The organism is Streptomyces telluris, from assembly GCF_024519335.1.
GTDB classification, from domain to species: Bacteria; Actinomycetota; Actinomycetes; order Streptomycetales; family Streptomycetaceae; genus Streptomyces; species Streptomyces telluris.
On sequence record NZ_JANIID010000030.1, the window covers coordinates 78196 to 97542 of the forward strand.

Below are 19347 nucleotides of genomic sequence, written 5' to 3' on the forward strand. Positions count from 1 at the left end.
GCACACGGCTTTCCCGCACCCGCTTCCGAAAGATAAAGCGCAGTGAAAAGCGGATTCTGTTACGCTTTTCGGCTGTGATCAAGAAGAAGGGTGAAGACCCCGCCCTCGACGCCGTCACTGCCGCGCGCCGCGCATGGAAGAAGGCCGAAGCCGACTTCCACGCCGCCATCGTCAGCGCCTTCGATGCCAAGCCCGTCCACGGCCGCAAAGCCGAGATCGCAGGCGCCGCCGGCTTCTCCGACTCCCGCATCCGCCAGATCCTCAACAGTGCCGCAAGAGACGAAGAGCAGAGGAAGGCCGCATGAGCGCCAGGTCTGCCGCGCAGCGCCCCGCAGGCGTCCCCCCCATGCCCGAACGCAACCCGAAAGCCCTCCGGGAAGCGATCGCCACCCACGCCCCGCAGCTCCTCGCCGACTTCGACCGGCACTGGAAGCGAGACATCGCCGACGCATACGACCTCGCGTGTGTACCGGCCTTCATGGCCCTCTGGTGGACCGAGTACGCTCTCGCCCGCGATCCCGGGCTGGACGCCCAAGTGGCCGATCTCGAAGAGCGCGCCGCCGAAGCCGGGGACCCCGCCGAGGCCCGCGCACTCCTCGAACAGGCCGCACACCTGCGACGCGAAGCCGGCCACGCGGAGCCCGGCCGGTGACCAACGACGGGCTGATGGGACCACCCTGGCAGATCGACTACGTGGAAGCGGCCCGCACGTACCGTGACTCGCTCCCCGCAGAAGTGAGGGACAGGTTCCGGGAAGCCCTGATCGACATCCTCACTGCCAAGGATCCGTACCGGCCCGGAGAACAAGTCCGGGTCCAGCCCATCAGGTCCACCCTCTTTCGAGGCCCCCACGTCCTCTTCTTCGACGGCAGCCGGGGGTGGGCCCGCTTCGTCTTCGTCCGCCGCACGGCAGACCCGCAGATCGTGGTCGAAGAGCTCTTCTGGCAATAACCGGGGCCCCGCCCCGACGCGGTGGCCCGCCGCTCTGCCGTCGGCGAATCTGCTGGGGGCAGAGAAGGCTGTCGGGGCGGTGCCGGCGGCCGGAGAGTGGAGGGACCACGCCATCACACTCCGGCCCAAGGAGGCTCCATGCCACCGCTCACCCTCGCGCCGTACGCAAGCGACGCGGAAGCGTCCCCGACCCGCTTCGACGACCACCTCGCGTCGCTGCTCCTCATGCAGCGCATCGTCTTCCTCGGCACCGAGGTCAACGAGGCCTCGGCCAACCGCGTCTGCGCCCAGCTGCTCCTCCTCTCCGCCGAGGACCCCCGCACGGACATCGCCCTCTGCATCAACAGCCCCGGCGGCTCCGTGACGGCCGGGCTGGCGATCTACGACACGATGCGGCTCATCCCCAACGACGTCTCCACCCTCGCCATGGGATTCGCCGCCAGCATGGGGCAGTTCCTCCTCACCGTCGGAACGCCGGGCAAGCGCTACGCCCTGCCGAACGCGCGGATCATGATGCACCAGCCCTCGGCCGGGATCGGCGGCACCGCCGCCGACATCGCCATCCAGGCCGAGAACCTCGAATTCACCAAGAAGGCCATCGAGCGCATCACCGCCGAGCACACCGGCCAGTCCGAGGAGACCATCTCCCGCGACGGCGACCGCGACCGGTGGTTCACGGCGCAGCAGGCGAAGGACTACGGCATGGTCGACCGCGTCGTGGAATCCCTGGAGGACGTCCGCCCGGCCGGCACCAAGCGACGGATCGGACTCTGACGACATGAGCCAGTACACCATTCCGACCGTCGTCGAGCGCACCCCCAACGGGGAGCGGGCCTACGACGTCTTCAGCCGGCTGCTCTCCGAGCGCATCATCTTCCTCGGCACGGAGATCGACGACGGCGTCGCCAACGTCGTCATCGCCCAGCTGCTGCACCTCGAATCGTCCGGCCCGGACACCGAGATCGCCCTCTACATCAACTCCCCGGGCGGATCCTTCACTTCGCTCATGGCCATCTACGACACGATGACCTTCGTCCGCGCCCCGATCTCCACGTTCTGCGTCGGCCAGGCCGCCTCGACCGCCGCCGTCCTGCTGGCCGGCGGCGACCCGGGACGGCGCTTCGTCCTCGAACACGCCCGGATCCTGCTGGGACAGCCGGCCAGCCGCGGCCGGCAGGGCACCGTCTCCGACCTCGCCCTCCAGGCCAAGGAGATGCTCCGCATCCGCAGCGAGGTCGAAGAGGTCCTGTCCCGTCACACGGGCCACGACGTCGCGTCCCTCCGCGCCGACATGGACCGCGACAAGGTCTTCACCGCGCACGAAGCCGTGGCCTACGGCCTCGCCGACGCCGTCCTCAGCCGCAGGGCGTTCGCGGCTGCCGCCTGAGGGTTGCGCCCACGGCGGGCGGCCGCGCTACGGGGGTGGGCGGCCGCCGGGCTGCCGGGGCGACAGTCGGGCCGCCCCGGCAGTGAGACCGGCGGTCAGGCCGCGAGGCGCACTTCGCTCTGCCGCGGGGCCGACTGCCGCGCCGCCGCCCGGCCGACCGTCCGGACGGACTGCACGTGCGTACGGCTCGCCAGGCGGATGAGCTCCGCCTGCACCAGGGCGAGCAACTCGGCCAGGCTCAGCCCGAGCGCCTTGGCAGCGGCCGCAAGCACCTCGGAGGAGGCCTCCTTGCGCCCGCGCTCCACCTCGGACAGATACGGCATGGAGATCCGCCCCGCGTCCGCAACGTCCTTGAGCGTCCGCTTCTGAGCAAGCCGCTCACGCCGCAGAACGTCCCCCACGACGTTTCGCCAGAGAGGCTCGCTGGGAACGGGCGCGGGGCGCAGGGGGATGACGGGGGCGGCGGGCGCGGGCGCGGACTTCGAGGCGTGGCTGCTCACCTCTCCAGCGTAGAAGGGCCGGCGCGGTCCGCAACGGGTTGAGCGTTCTGCCGCCCGCGAAACTGCGCCGGGGCGGGCGGCGTTGACGGCCGCCGGTGGGGGCGCTTCGCTCAGCGGCAGCAGCCGGATCCGGCTACCGTCACCGCCATGCCCCTGCCCGGCCGCCGCCTCCCCCTCCCCGGCCCCGGCCCCGGCCCCGGCACCACCCCCGCCCATATGGGTGAGAACCCCCGTAACTGCCCCGGCCGCGCTCCAACTTGCGGAACCATGCGGATGTATGGACGCCGTACGGGTCGCGCTGTTGCGGGAAGTGCTGGCCGGAACCGAGTGGTTGCAGGACACGCGCCGGTTCGCCGGGGCGCTGCGCGCGTCGGTGGCGCGGCGGCACGGCGGGCTGCTGCTGGTGGGGACCGAGGCGTACGAGCCGTGGCACTTGGCGGCGCATCTGGATGACGAGGCGGCCTGGTCGGGGTTGCCGGAGCTGTCGCCGACGCTCGTGCGGCACCGGGTTCCGGCGGGGGTGCCGGCGCATCTGTCGGTCGGGCTCGGGCGGCTGGAGGCGGCGCGCCGGGGTGAGACGCTGCTGGTGGTGACGGCGGACGAGCCGGGTGAGGGGTTGCTGGAGCGGGTGCACGACGCCCGGCGGGGCGGGGCGACCGTGCTGTCGCTGGACGGGGCCCCGGAGGACGCGGGCTCGGAGATGTCGGCGCTCGCGCACGACCGGCTGGCGGTGCCCGCGCCGCCGCCCACGTCGTGCGTCTCGACGACGACGGAGCTCGATCTGGACACGGTGCAGCATCTGGTCAGCGCGGCGGCCGGGGAGAACGGGCTGCCCGCGCCGCGCGGCGGGCGGCGGCGGTTCCGTGACCGGCTGGCGCGGCTGGCGGACCAGCTGACGGCGCCTCCGCCGCCGCGCTGGTAGGCCGCCGGGGCGGTCCGGACGGCCCGGACGGCCCGGACGGAGATCGAAGCGGAACCCTGCATTCGAAAAAGCGTTTGCCAGTGATCTTCCGCTTATGGACCATGGTCTCCCGTGACTGCGCAAGACCCCCCTCCCCCCGCTCCCGCCTCGGACGCCCCCTCCGGTCGGCTCCGCGCCCTCCTGCCCGATCTGACGCCGTGGCGCGCCTCCCGTGACTTCCGCCGCATGTGGGTGGCGGGTCTGGTCACGGTCTTCGGTACGGCCCTGACCTTCATCGCGGTGCCCCTGCAGCTCAAGGAGCTGACCGGCTCCGCGCTGGCGGTCGGTGCGGTCGGGGCGGTGGAGCTGGTTCCGCTGGTGGTCTTCGGGCTGTACGGCGGGGCGCTCGCCGACGCGATGGACCGGCGGAAGCTGATCCTGTGGACGGAGGCCGGGCTCGGCGTCCTCTCCGTGCTGCTGCTGCTCAACACGCTCCTGCCGCACCCGATGATCTGGCCGCTGTACGTGGTGGCGGGTCTGGTCAGCGCGCTGAGCGGGCTGCAGCGGCCGGCGATGCAGGCGATCGTGCCGCGCATCGTCGCGCACGAGCAACTGCCGGCCGCGGTCGCGCTGAACTCGATCCGCTGGCAGATCGGCGCCATCGTCGGCCCGTCGCTGGCCGGTGTGATCATCGCTTACGCGGGTCTGCAGTGGGCGTACGGGCTGGACGTCGTCTCGTACGCGGTCTCGGCGCTGCTGCTGTTCGGGCTGGCCCCCTCCCCCGCCGCGCACGAGGCGGACAAGCCGTCGCTGCACGGGATCCTGGAGGGCGCGCGCTACGCGTGGAGCCGCAAGGACCTGCTCGGCACGTACACGATCGACATGGCGGCGATGCTGTTCGCCTTCCCGACCGCGATCTTCCCCTTCCTCGCCGACGACCTGGACGCGCCGTGGGCGCTGGGCCTGATGTACGCGGCGGGCGCGGTGGGCTCCCTGGCGGTGAGCCTGACCAGCGGCTGGGCGTCGAGGGTGCACCGGCACGGCCGGATGGTGGTCTACGCGGCCCTGGGCTGGGGCGCGGCGATGGCCGTCGCGGGATGGCTGGGGAACGTGTGGCTGGTGCTGCTGTTCCTGGCCGTGGCGGGCGGCTGCGACATGGTGAGCGGACTGTTCCGTTCGGCGATCTGGGACCAGACGATCCCGGACGCGCTGCGGGGCCGCCTGGCCGGCATCGAGCTGCTCTCGTACTCGGTGGGCCCGCAGCTGGGCCAGGTGCGGGCGGGCGGCATGGCGTCCCTGACGGGCGTCCGCGCGTCCGTGTGGGCGGGCGGTCTGGCGTGCGTGGCGTCCGTGGGGCTGCTGGCGCTGTCGCTGCCGAAGCTCATGGCCTACGACCAGCGGACGGACGAGCACGCGGTGCGGATGCGCAAGCAGAAGGCGGCGCAGGCGGTGGCGGAGGCCGCGTAGGCGCCGGCCGCCCCGGTCCCGCCGCCGGGAGCTTCCGTAGCGGTTGCTCGCCGTCGCGGCGGAGAGGGCTCCCCGGAAATTCCCGGTGCCCCTTCTCCGCCGCGACGGCGATCAGCCCGCCCCTCCGGCGACCGGCGGTGCCGGACCGTCCTCAGCCGGCCTTCGGCCCCTCGCCGGCGGCGTCATCGTTCCAGCGGGGATCGTTGCGCCATTCCTCGTTCCGCTCGCGCGCGGTCTCCATCGCGTGCGACGCCTCCTCGCGGCTGTCGTACGGGCCCAGCCGGTCGGCGGCGCGGCACTCCGGGCCCTCCTCGACCCGCTGGTGCTTCAGGCAGTAGTACCACTCGCCCGGCTTGCCGTCCGGGCGCTTCTTGAACAGGGGCATCGGGACCTCCCTCACATCCGTCGTCTCGCCCACATGGTCCCCGATGGGCCCTGGCTACACTCGCTGACATGTCTGGCCAGTCGCTTCTCACCCCGGGGACCCTGTCCCCCACCCGCCCCGTCCCCGCCTCCATCCGGCGGCCCGAGTACGTCGGGAAGGACGCCCCCGCCCCGTACTCCGGCCCGGAGATCCAGGACGAGGGGACGATCGAGCGGATGCGCGTCGCGGGCCGCATCGCCGCGCAGGCGATGGAAGAGGCGGCCAAGCTGATCGCCCCGGGCGTCACCACGGACGAGCTGGACCGCGTCGCGCACGAGTACATGTGCGACCACGGCGCGTACCCCTCGACGCTCGGCTACCGCGGCTTCCCGAAGTCGCTGTGCGCCTCCGTCAACGAGGTCATCTGCCACGGCATCCCCGACTCGACCGTCCTGCGCGACGGCGACATCGTGAACCTCGACGTGACGGCGTTCATCGGCGGCGTGCACGGCGACAACAACGCCACCTACCTGTGCGGCGACGTGGACGAGGAGTCGCGCCTGCTGGTCGAGCGGACGCGCGAGGCGCTCAACCGCGCGATCAAGGCGGTCAAGCCGGGGCGCCGGATCAACGTCATCGGCCGGGTGATCGAGTCGTACGCCAAGCGCTTCGGCTACGGCGTCGTCCGCGACTTCACCGGCCACGGCATCAATTCCTCGTTCCACTCCGGCCTGATCGTCCCCCACTACGACAGCCCGCACCACGACACCCTGATCCAGCCCGGCATGACGTTCACGATCGAGCCGATGCTGACGCTCGGGACGTACGAGTACGACATGTGGGAGGACGGCTGGACGGTCGTCACCAAGGACCGGAAGCGGACGGCGCAGTTCGAGCACACGCTGGTGGTGACGGACACGGGTGCGGAGATCCTCACCCTTCCGTAACCCTGCGGGGCGGCCCTCCGGGCGCTAACGTTTTACCGACGGGACGTCGGGAAGACATTGACTTAGGTAAGCCTAAGTAGCGAGAATGGCTTCCTGACGCCACGCCCGTCCCCTCGGTCACCCGGAGGTCCGCCTTGGACGCGCCCGCCACCACGCCGTTCTCCACGCTCATCCGCACGGCCTCGCACGAGCAGCACACGGAAGCGGAGAACTCGTCGTTCATGAGCGACATGCTCGGCGGCCGCCTCGGCGTCGACGCCTACCGCCGCTACACCGAGCAGCTCTGGTTCGTCTACCGCGCCCTGGAAGCGGCCTCCCCGGCCCTCGCGGACGACCCCGTCGCCGGCCCCTTCATCCGCCCCGAGCTGGCCCGCACCGCCGAGCTCGAGCGCGACCTGGCCCACCTCGGCGGCCCGGACTGGCGCAGCGGCCTGCGGCCCCTGCCCGCGACCGCGCGGTACGCGGCCCGCATCGAGGAGTGCGCCCGCGAGTGGCCCGCGGGCTACGTCGCCCACCACTACACGCGCTACCTGGGCGACCTCTCCGGCGGCCAGATCATCCGCGGCACCGCCGAGAAGACCTGGGGCTTCGCCCGCAAGGGAGACGGCGTCCGCTTCTACGTCTTCGAAGCCATAGCCAACCCGGCCGCCTTCAAGCGCGAGTACCGCGAGCTGCTGGACGCCCTGCCCGTGGACGACCTGGAGAAGCAGCGCGTCATCGACGAGTGCAAGCGCGCGTTCGCGCTGAACACGGCCGTCTTCCAGGCGCTGGGCCGGGAGTTCCCGCTGAGCGCGTGAGCGTCCGGGCCGGGTGAGGGCCCAGCCCGCGAGCGCTCAGCAGGAGCGCTGGTGGGCCACGTCGGAGAAGAGGTTCTTCCAGTCCTCCCTGGGCACGCTCTCCGGGGAGGACCGGCACAGATCCGCGTAGAGCCGGTCGGTGTCGGGGTGCAGGAGGAACGTCAGCGCGCCCTCGCCGGTGCTCTTCCCGGACGAGACCGCGATGAGGGGAAGCCGGTCCGGGAAGAGCAGGACGCGGCTCGCCCGCGGCAGCGTGGCGAAGTACGGCGTGCGCCAGTCCCCGCCGGGCCCGATGTCCCAGATCCGGTAGGGATTCCTGCCCGTGAGGATCCGGCTGCGGTCGGAGCCCTTGTAGATCTCGGACCGCTCCGGGTTGCCCAGGTCCACGGGCATGGTGCGCGTCTTCCGTGGGTGCCGGAAGTCCTTCACGTCCCAGAACTCGAGGCTGTTGTTGCGGTCCACGGCCACCAGCACGTCGCTGCCGATGTTCTGGTAGCCGCTGACACCGAGCGGCAGCAGACCGCCCCGGCGCGGCCGGTCGGGGTCGGACAGGTCCCACAGCGCCACCTTCCGGCCGGGCTCCTCCGCCAGCATGAGGTGACGGGAGCCGGTGGGGCCGAAGCCGAGGCTCCCGTCGGGCTTCAGGCCCGTGACGACCCCCGCCCTCCGGGGGCGGCCGGGGTCGGAGACGTCCCAGAGCTGTACCTTCTCCTTCCCGTCCGGGGTCTCGACGACCCGGTCGGTCAGGAACCAGATGCTCGACGTCCAGTCGCCGGTCATGCCTGCGAACACCGAGCGCCGCACCGGCGCGCGCGGCTTGCTCACGTCCCACAGCTCGATGCGGCGGTCGTGGTCCCGCCCCAGGGCCAGCAGCCGGCCGTCGGGGCTGAAGCCGACGTTGACGTTCGGGGCGTTGATGGTGATGTCGGTGCCGCCGGGGTCCGGGGCGCCGGGCCCGCTCATGTCCCACAGGCGGAAGACGTGGTCCTTGGTGCCCGCCGTCCATTTATGGGCCACGAGGACGGACGTGCCGGGCAGGAAGTTGCGAACCTCCCAGGACCGGGGAACGGTGAACTTCAGCCGCGGCGCCGTCCACCGGCTGATGTCCCACACCCGGTGCGTCTCCTCCTGCGAGCCCGGCCACCGCTCCTTCGTGATCATGAGGGTGCCGTCGTGGCTGAGGGGGCGCGTCCCGGTGTCGGAGTCCGGCAGGGAGCCGGTGGCCGCCGGGGCGGGCGGCCGCTGCGGCCACAGCCGCACGCTGCCGTCCTCCCCTCCCGCGGCGAGGTACGCCCCTGCGGGATCCCAGGCGAGGGCCTGGGCGGGCGCGGTCACGGGCAGCTTGCTGTCCTCCGCCAGGCGGTCGGAGAGCGCGGAGTCCTTGTCCCCGACGCGCCGCAGGAGCAGGTTGCTCGGTGCCGGATCGGCGGCCCGCTTGCCCGCCCACGCCAGGGCGCCGCCGTCCTTGCTGAAGCCGAGGGCGGGAAGATCGTCGTACTTCCAGTACGTGAAGGTCCCCTTGGCCGGGGCGAAGAGCTTCAGGCGGGCGCCGCCCTCGACCGTCCACCCGGACAGGTCGTCCTTCCGGTTCGCCCCGGCGAGCAGGTCGCGCCGCGGGTGGAACGCGACCCTCGTCGCCGTGCCGGTCGTCACCGTGTCCTTGAGGGCGGGCCGGACCGGGTCCCGTACGTCCCACAGCCCGATCTCCCCGGACCCGCCGGACCCGTCCTCCGCGCCCACGACGCCGCTGCTCGCCGCCAGGAGCCGGCCGTCGTGGTTGAACGCGACGGACACGAGGTCCTCCTTGGCGACCACCCGGTCGCCGGCCGGTTCCGGACGGGCGGGGTCGGCGAGCTGCCAGAGCAGGAGCCGGCCCTTCTCCAGGCCGGCCGCCACCGTCCCGCCGTCGGGGCTGAACACCAGCGAGGACGCCGCCCCGCCGGGTGCCCCGCGTGCGGCGAGGCGGCGCGGACGGTCCGGGTCGGTCGCGTCCCAGACCGCGAAGCCGCCGGCCGTCTGGGCGGCGAGCAGACGCGTGCGGGGGTGGAAGGCGACGGCCGCCGCCGAGCCGAGGTCCAGGGCGGCGGCCTTCCGCGGGGCGGCCGGGCGGCTGAGGTCCCACAACTGCACGCGGCCGCCGCGCCGGCTCGCCACCAGGACCCGGCCGTCCCCGCTGTATGCCAGGTGGAGCACCGGCTCGCCCGTCCCCTTGAGGTCCACGGGGACCCGGGACATCTGCGTGGCGTACAGGCTCGACCGGCTCTCCGGCGTGCTCGCCAGGCGGTAGGCGGCGAGGCTCAGCCGGGAGGCCGCCAAGGGGTCGCGCTCGCGCAGGGAGTCGGCCTTGGCCGCCAGTTGCCGGGCCAGCAGCACCGACTCGCGGTCCTCGACCCGGTGCTGCGCGCCCCGCGCCAGGACGGCGAGGGTGGAGGCGAGGACCGCGAGGACGACGACGATCGCGAGCCCCGCCCGCTGGACGGTCCGGCGCCGGCGCTGAGCGCGCCCGCTCGCCGCCAGGAAGTCCCGCTCCACCGGGCGCAGCGGCAGGAGGAGGGCGGTCCCGTCCCGCCCGTCGCCGGCCGTCAGGGAACGGGCGGCCGCCAGGTGCTTGCCCGCGTACAGGCCGCTGGCGGGCCGGCCGTCCTCGGCCCAGGCGTCGGCGGCGTCGGCCAGCCTGCGGCGGACCAGCAGCCCGTCGAGGTCGGCGTTGATCCAGTCCCGTAACCGGGGCCAGCCGTGGAGCAGCGAGTCGTGGCAGAGCTGGGCGTGCTCGCCGTCGTCGACGACGAGGCGGGCGTCGGTGAGGCGTTTCAGCAGCGCCTCGTGGTCCTTGAGTTCGCCGGTGCGGACGCGGCGCCGTACGGCCCTGCCGTCGCCGTCCACCAGCCGCACCATACGCAACAGCAGTTCCCGCAGGGCGCGGCGGCCTGCGGCGTCGAGGGAGTCGTGGATGCGTTCGGCGGCGGTGCCGACGGAGGTGCGGATCCCGCCGCCGGCCTGGTAGCCGGCGAAGGTCAGCCGGTCGCCGTGGCGGCGGGCCCAGGTCTCCTGCAGGGCGTGGGCGAGGAACGGCAGGGCGATGGTCCCGCGCCCGCCGGCGTCCGCGTCCTTCAGATCGCGCAGCAGGTGGCCGGCCAGGCCGTCCTCCAGGCTCAGTCCGGCACGCGCGGCGGGCTCCTCAATGGCGGCGCGCAGTTCGTCGTCGGTCATCGGGGGAACGGGGAAGTGACCGTCCCGCACGAGCCGGGCGAGCCTGGGGTCGCGCAGGCAGTGGCCGAAGTAGTCGGCGCGCAGGCCGAGGACGATGCGGGGGCCGGGCGCCCCCTCCGCGCCGGTCAGGGCCCGGACGAACAGCTCCCGCTCCTCCCCGTCCTCGCAGTGCGTGAAGATTTCCTCGAGCTGGTCGACGATCAGGACGCGAGGCGGCTTCCTGCCGTCCGCCGGTGCGCGGAAACGCCCCGCGCCCAGGTCCCGTTCGACCTCGCCGAAGGGCCGGCCCGTGGCGTCCGCCCAGGCCGCCGTGAGCGTGCGGAAGGGCCGGGCACCGGGCGCCGGCACGAGCAGCACGGGGCCGAGCCCGTCGCCCTCCAGGCCCGCCCCGAGGCCGGCCCGCAGGAGCGAGGACTTGCCGACGCCGGAGGGGCCCACGAGGACGACGGGACCGCCGGCCCCGTCGGTCACCCTCTTGCACAAATCGCCGGTGAGCGTCTTGCGGCCGAAGAACAGGTGGCGCTGCTCGGGCAGGAAGGGCTGCATCCCGGGGTACGGGCACGGGCCGCCGGACTGCGGCGGCTCCGGGCCGGGCCCCGGCGCGGGCGCGTAGCGGGAGTTGGGGGCGACGACCAGGTCGCCGATCCGGCCGACGCTGTCGGAGTGGGGCCGGGCGGGCGCGCCCTGGAGGCGGCGGTCCAGCAGGCGGTAGAGGTCGGAGAGCGTGAACCACTTCGGGCCGCCCGCGTCGCCCTCCCGCAGCAGGCGCAGGAGCTCGCCGCTGAACAGCGTGTGCTCCTCGCCCTCCGGGGCGAACGCGGCGGCGTAATGCGTCGCGGAGGCGAGGAGGAAGCTGCCGTCCGGGCGGGCCGAGACGTACGGGTCCCGGCGCGGGCCCTGCTGGACGGCCTCCGCGAGCCCGGAGAAGCAGCAGTCGAGAATCACCACGGGGCGGGCGGAGGACGTGCCGAGCAGGTTCCTGATCTCGGCGTACGGGACGGCGTGGGCCGTGCTGTGCGCCGACGTACCGGCCGAGGTGGCCAGGTACAGCTGCTCGGCCGGGCCGAGGAGGCCGTGGCCGACGAAGCAGAAGAGGACGACGCCGCCCTCCGCACGGGCCGTGACGGCCTCCATGGCGGCCAGCACGTCCGAGGGCCCGGCCGGGTCGGTGATCAGGGTGACGCGGTCGCCGCGGTCGTCCGCCATGCCGCACACCGACCGGAGCGCCTCGGCGAGGGCGGCGGCGGAGCGGGTGGCGCTCGGCAGGCCCGCGAGGCGGGCGCCGGCCGGGTGCCGGCCCGTGCCGACCACGAGGGCGTGGCAGTCGGGGCCGGTCAGGTCTCTTCCGGGGCCTTCGTCCACCGGGGTCAGGCCCTGCCGGTCGGGCCCGGGCGCGCCATGTCCGCCGAACCCGTGCCGGGTTCGCGTCGCTCAAGGGCCTCGGCCAGGTGCCGGGCGACCTCGCCGCTCTCCGCGGCACTCAGGTCGCGCACCCTCTCGGCGGTGACGGTGATCTGCGTGCCGTCGGGCCTGGTGATCGTGACCGTCTGATTGCCGCGGCGGTTCTGCAGCCAGGCCACGACCGCCGCGCCCAGGGCGGCCGTCGCCCCACCGGGGGCGAGCAGGAGCGTGAGGAGCTCGGACGCCGCGCCCATGGTGCCGGGCGCGGGGTCGGGCGCCGGCTCCTGCTTGATGTGCGCCCGCAGCTCCGGATGGCGTTGCAGCCACCGGCGGAGATCGTTCACTGCGCCGCCGCCGGGGCCGGAGCCCGGGCTGCTGACCGTCAGCGTTGCCTTCACTGCGTCCTCACTGCCCCTTCGCGCCTCACGTGACTTCCGGGGCATCCGAGGCTAGCACCGCAACGGGGCACGACAGAACGGTAGTTCGCTCACGTGCAGCGACGCGTTCCCGCGGCCGTGCTTGTGCTCGTGCTCGTGCCCGGCCGCAGCGACGGCGCCCCCCGCCGGGGCCTGTGGAGGCGGGGGGCGCCGGTACGTGGGGCGCTGCGGATCAGACCTGCGCCGCGCCGCGGCCGCGCCGACGAGCGGCGAACACGGCACCGCTGCCGGCGAGCACGAGGGCTCCGGCGGCGCCGAGGAGGGGGGTGGTGGGCGTGCTGGCCCCGGTGCTGGCGAGAGAGGCGGTGTTGAGACTGCCGCCGGTGGAACCGCCACCCGTGGTGGAACCACCGCCGGTCGTACCGGCACCGCCGGTGGTGGAGCCGCCGCCCGTACCGGACGAGGAGCTGCTGCTGCCGCTACCACTGCCCTGCGAGCCGGAACCCGTCCCGGTGCCCGCGGGCGGCTCGGGGAGCTTGGCGTTCGCCTCGACGGCGACGGCGGCCGTCACCGGGTCGAGGTCGGAACCCGCCTTGTAGAAGTTCCTCTTCTTGTACGAGAACACCTTGGCGCCGTCTTCGGTCAGCTTCGCGCCGACGCCCTGCAGGTGCACCACGCCGTCCTTGGCCTTGGGCACGCCGTCGGTGAGGGTCAGATCGGCGAGCTGCACGGTCTTGGGCTTCGCGCCGTCCGCCTTGGAGACGACCTCCGCGGAGAGCTTGCCGGTCTTGCCGGAGGCCTCCAGCTCGAACTTGCCGAACGTGAGGTCCAGCTCGCCGTCGTGGCCGGTGAAGCGGACCTGCCCCTTGAAGGCCGCCTTCAGCGTGGAGCCGGCCTCGTCGAACTTCCCCTCGCCCTTGGGGAAGCGGAATCCGGCGCCGGTCTTCGTCGCAGGGCTGGTGACCTCGATCTTCCCCGCGCCGAAGCCGTCGGTGATGTAGTCCCGGAAGGACTTCCGCAGGCCCCAGTCGAGGTTGCCGTCGTAGAGCTCGCCCTTGGGCTTCTGGGTTCCGGTACCGGTGGTGTCGCCGGTCGTGCCGGTGGTGGTACCGGTGGAGGTGCCTCCGGTCGAGCCGGTGGAGGTGCCGCCCGTCGTCGACGTGCCACCCGTCGTCGAGCTGCCGGCGGTCGTACCGCCGGAGCCGCCGCCGGTGGTCTGGCCACCCTGGGCCCCCTCGCCGGACTGCCGGCTGTACTCCACCTTCAGGGTGACCGGGTCGAGCGCGGCACCGGGCTTGTAGTCGGGATGCACCCTGCCCTTGTACGCGAAGACCTTCGACCCGCGCTCGGTCATCTTCGCGGGGATCTCCGGGAAGGTCATCGCGTTGCCGTCGACGGAGTACTTCTTCTTGGAGAGGTCGAGTTCCGCGATCGGGACGTCGTCCTCGGTCTTTTCACCAGCCGTCACATCGGCGGTGATGAAGCCCTTCTCACCCTTTCCGTCCTTCTCGGTGGACAGCTTCACATCGGAGAACTTGAAGTCGAGTCCCCACTTCTCGCCCTTCTCGTCGGGGTGCCCGCGGAAGTGGACACTGCCCTTGAAGGTGGTGGCGATCGCACGCGAGCCGGAGTCGAACGTGCCCGTACCGCCGACGAAAGCGAAGGGGCCGTTGTCCTTGGCCTGAGTGACCCCGTCGGCCACGTCTATCTTGCCGAAGGCGGCACCCTCCGGGCCGAGGTAATCCCGCCACTTCTGCTTCACGCCCCATTCGAGCGTGCCGTTCTTGAAGTCGTACAGCGACGCACCACGGGCCGGGGTCTGCGGGGCGTCGGCCGTGGCCGCGTGCGCGGGAACCGTCAGCGTCATGGCGCCGAGCGCCGTGGCCGTGGCCAGCGCGGCGAGCGCGGCGCGGCGGGAGTTGGCGGTCATCGTCGGTGGTCTCCTTAGCGGGAAGCAACGATTCAGCGGAAGCAACAAAAGTCGGAACAAGGGTGCGGGCCCGCGCCGGCCGCGCCGCGTGAGGGGTGCGCCGCGGCCGGCGCGGAGTCGGGTGGTCTCAGCCGGCGGACCGCCGGCGACGACGGAGGACGGCGAGGACGACTACCGCCGCCACGACGGCGCCCGCGGCGCCTGCGGCGACCGGGAGCACCGGGAAGGACGAGTCGGAAGAGGTATCGGTTGCACTGTTTGCGGACACTTTGCGTCCGGAATCGGCCCCTTGGGCGGCGCTCGCCGCGGGCGCCGGCGCCGGCGCCTTGCCCAGGTCCGGCAGCGGCGGCAGCTTCGCCTTGGCGTCGAGGGGGACGGCGAGGGAGACGGGGTCCATCTCCGCGCCCTCCTGGTACATGCCGGCGAAGGCCTTCGCGCCGTCGGCGGTGAGTCTGGCGGGGGCCTCGGTGACGGCGGCGAGGCCGTCCTTCTCCTGGAGGCCGGCGGCGTCGAAGGTGACGAGAGAAACGTTCCGCCGCGGCTCGCCCCCGCCGCTCGCGACATCCGCCGCCAGCGTTCCCTTGCCGTCCTTCGCCGTCACCTTGACCGCGCTCAGGGCGAGGTCGAGGTGCTTGCCGGTGAAGCGGACCGTGCCGGTGAAGGCGGCGTCGAGGGCGTGCGCCTCCGCGTCGTACGTGCCCTTGCCGTCCGGGAAGCGGAAGAGCGCTCCGCCGTCCTGCGCGCCGTCGGTCAGCTTCCAGGAGCCCTGGGCGATGGAGCCGGTGACGTATTCGCGGAAGGTGCGGCGTACGCCCCAGTCGACGGCCGCGCCGGTGAACTCGCCTTTGGGGGCGTCCTTCTTCTCCGGTTCCGGCGCGCCGGAGGACGGCGCTCCGGATGCCGGCGCGCCGCTCGCCGCGGCCAGGACGTCCGCCGACAGCGCGACCGGGTCCAGCGCCGTGCCGGCCGTGTAGTAGCCCGCGAAGGCCTTCGCGCCGTCGGCGGTGAGCGTCGCGGGGACGTTGGCCAGCGTCACGGCCGTCCCGGCGCCGCGCATGTCCACGCCCTTCAGGTCGAGCGCGGCGAGCGGCACTTGGGACGCCTGCGTGACCTCGCCCGTGCCCTTGGCCTTGCTGCTCATGTCGGCGTAGAGCGTGCCGCTGCCGTCCTTGATGCGGACGGTGGGGCGGCTGATGGTGAGGTCGAGTTCGTAGGAGCCGTCGGGCTTCTTGTGGCCCGTGAAGTGCACGCCGCCCGAGAAGCCGGCTTCGAAGGCCCCGCTCCCCGCCTCGTAGCCGCCCTTGGCGGAGTGGAAGCGGAACCGGCCGCCGCCGATGGTGGCGGCGCCGCCCTGCAGGTCCCAGCGCCCCTGGGCGATCGGTCCGGTGACGTAGCTCTGGAAGGAGGACTTGATGCCCCAGTCGAGCCGCCCGCCGGAGACCGTCCGCGCACCGTCGGCGTTCCCGTCCACGGGCGCCGCCGGTGCCGCGGGCGCCGCGGACGCGACCGCCCCTGCCCCCACCCCCGGCACCAACCCCGCCAGCACCGCCGCCAGCACCGCCGCCAGCAGGGCGACGACAGGGGCTCGGGCGGGTCTGGGCGGCGGCAGCATCGAAGGGGCCCCTTCCGGGCGGGACGGCGCGGTTCGGCGCAGGACGGCAGACATCGTGAGACGTCGCGCTATAGCGACTTAGGTAAGGCTAACCTAAGCTACGTTCCATCAGGTCGGAAACCCCCGGCCGGAGCGAAAGGCAGAAAGAACCGTGCTTCAACGGCAGTCGGCGGGCTCCGCGATATCTACCCCACGCCGCAACGGCATATGCGCCGCACTGCTCACTTGGCTCACTTTGGCTGTCCTGGCCCTCACCGGCTGCGGCTCCTCGGGCAGTTCGGGCAGCTCAGGGGCGTCCTCGGCGGCGACCAAGGCTCCGGCCGCCGACCGTATCGAGCCACTTGCCGGCACGCCGAAGACCCAACTGCCCGCCACCGTACGGTCCGCGGACGGTCATGAGGTCACCGTCCGCAGCACGGACCGGATCGTTCCGCTCACCGGAGCGCTGTCCGAGATCGTCTTCAGTCTCGGCCTCGGCGAGCGGGTCGTCGCCCGCGACATCACCGCCACCTTCGAGCAGGCGGCGAACCTGCCCGTGGTGACCCGCGCCCACGACGTCTCCGCCGAGAGCGTGCTCTCGCTGAAGCCCACACTCGTCCTGGCGGAGACCACGACCGGACCCGCGGAGGCCGTCGGCCAGATCCGCGCCGCCGGGGTCCCCCTCGTCGTCCTCGACCCGGCCAAGAAGCTCGAGGACGTCGGCCCGCGCATCGGCAAGGTGGCCGCCGCCCTCGGCGTCCCCGCCGCCGGGGACGAGCTCGACCGCCGTACGCAGCAGCGGCTGAAGAAGGCCGCCGAAGCCATCCCCCAGGGCGGCGGCAGCGGCAAGAAGCCGCGCGTCGCCTTCCTCTACCTGCGCGGCTCGGCCTCCGTCTACCTCCTCGGCGGGGCCGGGTCCGGCGCGGACTCGCTCATCGAGGCCGCGGGCGGCGTGGACGCGGGCAAGGAGTCCGGCCTGAAGAAGGACTTCACGCCCATCACGAGCGAGGCCCTCGCCCAGGCCGCGCCCGACGTCATCCTCGTGATGAGCAAGGGACTCGCGTCCGTCGGCGGCGTGGACGGGCTGGTGAAGATCCCCGGCGTCGGGCAGACCCCGGCCGGGCTGGACCGCCGCGTCGCCTCCGTGGACGACGGCGTGCTGCTGAACTTCGGCCCCCGCACCGACACCGTCCTGGCCTCGCTCATCCAGCAGATCCACGCCGGGAAGTGACGCCACGTGAGTCTCCTCAGAACCACGGCCCCCTCCCCCGTGGCCGCCGGCGCCACCGGTGAGCCCGGCGGCGGGCAGCAGCCGCGCCGCCGCCGCGCCTCCGCCCTCCTCGCCGCCGGCATGGCCGCGGCCCTGCTCCTCGCCTGCCTGCTCTCCGCCGGGCTCGGCGCGTACGACATCCCGCTCGGCGACGTCGTGGGCTCCTTGCAGCACCGGGCCGGGCTCGGCGGGGCGGAGCTGGACCGGGTCCCCGAGAGCGTGCTGTGGAACGTACGGCTGCCGCGCGTGACCCTGGCCCTGCTCGTCGGGGCGTCGCTGGGGTGCGCGGGGGCGCTGATGCAGGGCGTGTTCGGCAATCCGCTCGCCGAGCCCGGCGTCATCGGCATCTCGATGGGCTCGGCGGTCGGCGCGGTCGCCGCGATCTCCCTGGGGCTGACCTTCCTCGGCAACTGGACCGTCACCGTCTGCGCGTTCGCGGCCGGGCTCGTGACCGTCCTGCTCGTCTACGCCCTCTCGCGCTCGGGCGGCCGGACGGAGGTGGTCACGCTCATCCTCACCGGCATCGCGGTGAACGCGTTCGGCGGGGCGCTCGTCGGCCTCGGCATCTTCGTCGCCGACAACGCCCAGGTCAGCCAGATCACCTTCTGGCAGCTCGGCTCGCTCGCGCAGGCGACCTGGCCGAAGGTGCTCGCCGTCCTGCCGTGCGCCCTGGCCGGCCTGGCCGTCGCGCCGCTGTACGGGCGGAAGCTGGACCTCCTGGCGCTCGGCGAACGGCCCGCGCGTCACCTGGGCGTGGACGTGGAGCGGCTGCGCCTGGTGCTGGTGCTGGTGGTCGCGCTGCTGACGGCCGCGGCGGTGGCCGTGGCGGGGGTCATCACGTTCGTGGGCCTGCTGGTGCCGCACCTGCTGCGGATGGCCGCGGGCCCCGGTCACCGGTTCCTGGTGCCGGGCAGTGCGCTGGGCGGGGCGCTGGTCCTGGTCGCGGCGGACCTCGCGGCCCGTACGGCGGCCCAGCCGGCGGAGCTGCCCCTGGGCGTCCTGACGGCCCTGTTCGGCAGCCCGTTCTTCTTCTGGCTGTTGCGAAGGACGCGCCGGAAGCAGGGAGGCTGGGCATGAGGTGGGCAGGTTTCCGGCCGGGGGTCCGGGGGTTGCCCCCGGGAAAACACAGCCGGCTGTTGCGGAGGACGCGCCGGAAGCAAGGAGGCTGGGCGTGAGGCAGCCAGGTTTCCGGCCGGGGGTCCGGGGGTTGCCCCCGGGAAAACACAGCCGGCTGTTGCGAAGGACGCGCCGGAAGCAAGGAGGCTGGGCATGATCAAGGAGCTTCTCCGTGGCCGCGGGCGCAAGCGCCGCCTCCCCCTCCCCTCCCCCTTCGGGACCGTCCGCGCCGAGGCCCGTGCGCTGCACGTGCGCCTCGCCGGCCGCGCCGTCCTCGACGGCGTGGACATCCGGGTCGCGGCCGGCGAAGTCCTCGCGCTCGTCGGCCCCAACGGCGCGGGCAAGTCCACGCTCCTGGCCGCGCTCGCCCACGACCTGCCGGCCGCCGCCGGCGAGGTCCGCATCGACGGCGAGCCCGCCGCCGCCTGGACGGCCGCCGAACTCGCCGTGCGCCGGGCCGTGCTGCCGCAGTCGGCGGAGCTGTCGTTCCCGTTCCCGGTGGAGGAGGTCGTCCGGATGGGGCGCGCGCCGTGGGCCGGGACCCCCGCCGAGGACGAGGACGACGAGGCCGTCCGGGCCGCCATGGCCGCCGCCGAGGTGGCCGGATTCGCCTCCCGTCCGTTCGCGGCGCTCTCCGGCGGCGAGCGGGCGCGGGTCGCCCTGGCGCGCGTGCTCGCGCAGCGCACCCCGCTCCTGCTGCTCGACGAGCCGACCGCAGCGCTGGACCTGCGCCACCAGGAACTGGTGCTGCGGATCTGCCGGGAGCGGGCCGCGGCCGGGGCCGCGGTGGTGGTCGTCCTGCACGACCTCGGGCTCGCGGGCGCGTACGCGGACCGGGTGGCGGTCCTGCACGGGGGGCGGATCGCGGCGGAGGGGCCGCCGGCGCGCGTCTTCGCAGCGGAATTGCTCAGTCGTGTGTATGCGCAGCCGGTCGAGGTCATTGATCATCCGCGTACGGGTGAGCCATTGGTGATCCCGAGGCGCGAGGTACGAGATTTTGCTTTGTGAGAGCAGAATCACGCACCCGTCCGGGAACAGGGTAGGCAAGCCTCAGATAAGTTAGGGCGGCCTTATCCGGCCAGCCGGTTTTCGGCCATGCCGTTTACGGCGCGAACGTCCTTTCCGTCCTCTCCGAGCA

Annotated in this window: 18 protein-coding genes; 12 read left to right on the forward strand and 6 right to left on the reverse strand. The window is 73.2% G+C overall.

Annotation, left to right across the window (positions count from 1 at the left end; translation table 11 throughout):
• Positions 1 to 74 precede the first annotated feature (74 nt).
• The 5 genes from NQU55_RS27460 to NQU55_RS27480 all read left to right on the forward strand — a co-directional run bounded on the left by NQU55_RS27460 (position 75) and on the right by NQU55_RS27480 (position 2338).
• Complete coding sequence (locus NQU55_RS27460; RefSeq protein WP_168093304.1) at positions 75 to 305, forward strand: hypothetical protein; 231 nt, start codon at positions 75 to 77, stop codon at positions 303 to 305.
• Positions 302 to 652, forward strand: coding sequence for a DUF6247 family protein (locus NQU55_RS27465; protein ID WP_168093305.1), 351 nt, complete (start codon positions 302 to 304; stop codon positions 650 to 652). The genes NQU55_RS27460 and NQU55_RS27465 overlap by 4 nt, the downstream gene beginning before the upstream one ends.
• Positions 649 to 951, forward strand: coding sequence for a hypothetical protein (locus NQU55_RS27470; protein ID WP_256791359.1), 303 nt, complete (start codon positions 649 to 651; stop codon positions 949 to 951). The genes NQU55_RS27465 and NQU55_RS27470 overlap by 4 nt, the downstream gene beginning before the upstream one ends.
• A 138-nt stretch (positions 952 to 1089) precedes the next feature.
• Positions 1090 to 1725: a ClpP family protease gene (locus tag NQU55_RS27475; RefSeq protein WP_168093306.1), complete on the forward strand. Its 636-nt coding sequence runs from the start codon at positions 1090 to 1092 to the stop codon at positions 1723 to 1725.
• Between the two features lie 4 nt (positions 1726 to 1729).
• On the forward strand, positions 1730 to 2338 hold the full coding sequence (locus NQU55_RS27480; protein ID WP_168093307.1) for a ClpP family protease: 609 nt from the start codon (positions 1730 to 1732) through the stop codon (positions 2336 to 2338).
• 95 nt (positions 2339 to 2433) lie between these two features.
• Here the strand turns inward: NQU55_RS27480 and NQU55_RS27485 are convergent, their stop codons facing one another.
• Positions 2434 to 2838, reverse strand: a complete 405-nt coding sequence (locus tag NQU55_RS27485; protein WP_168093308.1) for a helix-turn-helix domain-containing protein — start codon at positions 2836 to 2838, stop codon at positions 2434 to 2436.
• Between the two features lie 277 nt (positions 2839 to 3115).
• Between NQU55_RS27485 and NQU55_RS27490 the strand changes: the two genes are divergently transcribed.
• Positions 3116 to 3760, forward strand: a complete 645-nt coding sequence (locus NQU55_RS27490) for a hypothetical protein (protein WP_168093309.1) — start codon at positions 3116 to 3118, stop codon at positions 3758 to 3760.
• A gap of 111 nt (positions 3761 to 3871) precedes the next feature.
• Positions 3872 to 5206: an MFS transporter gene (locus NQU55_RS27495; protein ID WP_168093310.1), complete on the forward strand. Its 1335-nt coding sequence runs from the start codon at positions 3872 to 3874 to the stop codon at positions 5204 to 5206.
• A 151-nt stretch (positions 5207 to 5357) separates the two neighbouring features.
• On the opposite strand, the gene NQU55_RS27500 is transcribed toward NQU55_RS27495, so the two are convergent.
• Positions 5358 to 5591 (reverse strand): hypothetical protein, encoded by a 234-nt coding sequence (locus NQU55_RS27500; RefSeq protein ID WP_168093311.1) that lies wholly within the window; start codon positions 5589 to 5591, stop codon positions 5358 to 5360.
• Positions 5592 to 5659: 68 nt separating this feature from the next.
• On the opposite strand from NQU55_RS27500, the gene map reads away from it, so the two are divergent.
• Positions 5660 to 6517, forward strand: a complete 858-nt coding sequence (gene map, locus NQU55_RS27505) for a type I methionyl aminopeptidase (RefSeq protein ID WP_168093312.1) — start codon at positions 5660 to 5662, stop codon at positions 6515 to 6517.
• Positions 6518 to 6651: 134 nt separating this feature from the next.
• Positions 6652 to 7314, forward strand: coding sequence for a biliverdin-producing heme oxygenase (locus NQU55_RS27510; protein WP_168093313.1), 663 nt, complete (start codon positions 6652 to 6654; stop codon positions 7312 to 7314).
• A 36-nt stretch (positions 7315 to 7350) separates the two neighbouring features.
• Here the strand turns inward: NQU55_RS27510 and NQU55_RS27515 are convergent, their stop codons facing one another.
• The 4 genes from NQU55_RS27515 to NQU55_RS27535 all read right to left on the reverse strand — a co-directional run bounded on the left by NQU55_RS27515 (position 7351) and on the right by NQU55_RS27535 (position 15844).
• Positions 7351 to 11886 (reverse strand): caspase, EACC1-associated type, encoded by a 4536-nt coding sequence (locus tag NQU55_RS27515; protein ID WP_168093314.1) that lies wholly within the window; start codon positions 11884 to 11886, stop codon positions 7351 to 7353.
• 5 nt (positions 11887 to 11891) lie between these two features.
• The gene (locus NQU55_RS27520) at positions 11892 to 12323 is read right to left on the reverse strand and encodes an effector-associated constant component EACC1 (RefSeq protein ID WP_168093315.1); all 432 of its coding nucleotides are present in this window, start codon (positions 12321 to 12323) and stop codon (positions 11892 to 11894) included.
• A 211-nt stretch (positions 12324 to 12534) separates the two neighbouring features.
• Entirely contained in the window at positions 12535 to 14232 is a 1698-nt protein-coding gene (locus NQU55_RS36615; RefSeq protein WP_284702628.1) for an HtaA domain-containing protein, read from the reverse strand.
• Between the two features lie 127 nt (positions 14233 to 14359).
• Positions 14360 to 15844 carry an HtaA domain-containing protein gene (locus NQU55_RS27535; protein ID WP_168091903.1) on the reverse strand — a complete coding sequence of 495 codons (1485 nt, stop codon included), beginning with the start codon at positions 15842 to 15844 and terminating at the stop codon, positions 14360 to 14362.
• 181 nt (positions 15845 to 16025) lie between these two features.
• Between NQU55_RS27535 and NQU55_RS27540 the strand changes: the two genes are divergently transcribed.
• The 3 genes from NQU55_RS27540 (at position 16026) to NQU55_RS27550 (ending at position 19217) form a co-directional block, all read left to right on the forward strand.
• On the forward strand, positions 16026 to 17054 hold the full coding sequence (locus NQU55_RS27540; RefSeq protein ID WP_505017608.1) for a heme/hemin ABC transporter substrate-binding protein: 1029 nt from the start codon (positions 16026 to 16028) through the stop codon (positions 17052 to 17054).
• 39 nt (positions 17055 to 17093) lie between these two features.
• Positions 17094 to 18170, forward strand: coding sequence for a FecCD family ABC transporter permease (locus NQU55_RS27545; protein ID WP_256791367.1), 1077 nt, complete (start codon positions 17094 to 17096; stop codon positions 18168 to 18170).
• Between the two features lie 192 nt (positions 18171 to 18362).
• Positions 18363 to 19217 carry a heme ABC transporter ATP-binding protein gene (locus NQU55_RS27550; RefSeq protein ID WP_168091901.1) on the forward strand — a complete coding sequence of 285 codons (855 nt, stop codon included), beginning with the start codon at positions 18363 to 18365 and terminating at the stop codon, positions 19215 to 19217.
• Positions 19218 to 19347 lie beyond the last annotated feature (130 nt).

What these genes read in the sequence shown, in the direction of transcription:
- NQU55_RS27550 (WP_168091901.1), top strand. Translation starts at nt 18,363, where the DNA reads ATGATCAAGGAGCTTCTCCGTGGCCGCGGGCGCAAGCGCCGCCTCCCC.
- NQU55_RS27465 (WP_168093305.1), top strand. Translation starts at nt 302, where the DNA reads ATGAGCGCCAGGTCTGCCGCGCAGCGCCCCGCAGGCGTCCCCCCCATG.
- NQU55_RS27535 (WP_168091903.1), bottom strand. Translation starts at nt 15,844, where the DNA reads ATGCTGCCGCCGCCCAGACCCGCCCGAGCCCCTGTCGTCGCCCTGCTG.
- NQU55_RS27500 (WP_168093311.1), bottom strand. Translation starts at nt 5,591, where the DNA reads ATGCCCCTGTTCAAGAAGCGCCCGGACGGCAAGCCGGGCGAGTGGTAC.
- NQU55_RS27490 (WP_168093309.1), top strand. Translation starts at nt 3,116, where the DNA reads ATGGACGCCGTACGGGTCGCGCTGTTGCGGGAAGTGCTGGCCGGAACC.
- NQU55_RS27475 (WP_168093306.1), top strand. Translation starts at nt 1,090, where the DNA reads ATGCCACCGCTCACCCTCGCGCCGTACGCAAGCGACGCGGAAGCGTCC.
- NQU55_RS36615 (WP_284702628.1), bottom strand. Translation starts at nt 14,232, where the DNA reads ATGACCGCCAACTCCCGCCGCGCCGCGCTCGCCGCGCTGGCCACGGCC.
- NQU55_RS27480 (WP_168093307.1), top strand. Translation starts at nt 1,730, where the DNA reads ATGAGCCAGTACACCATTCCGACCGTCGTCGAGCGCACCCCCAACGGG.
- map (WP_168093312.1), top strand. Translation starts at nt 5,660, where the DNA reads ATGTCTGGCCAGTCGCTTCTCACCCCGGGGACCCTGTCCCCCACCCGC.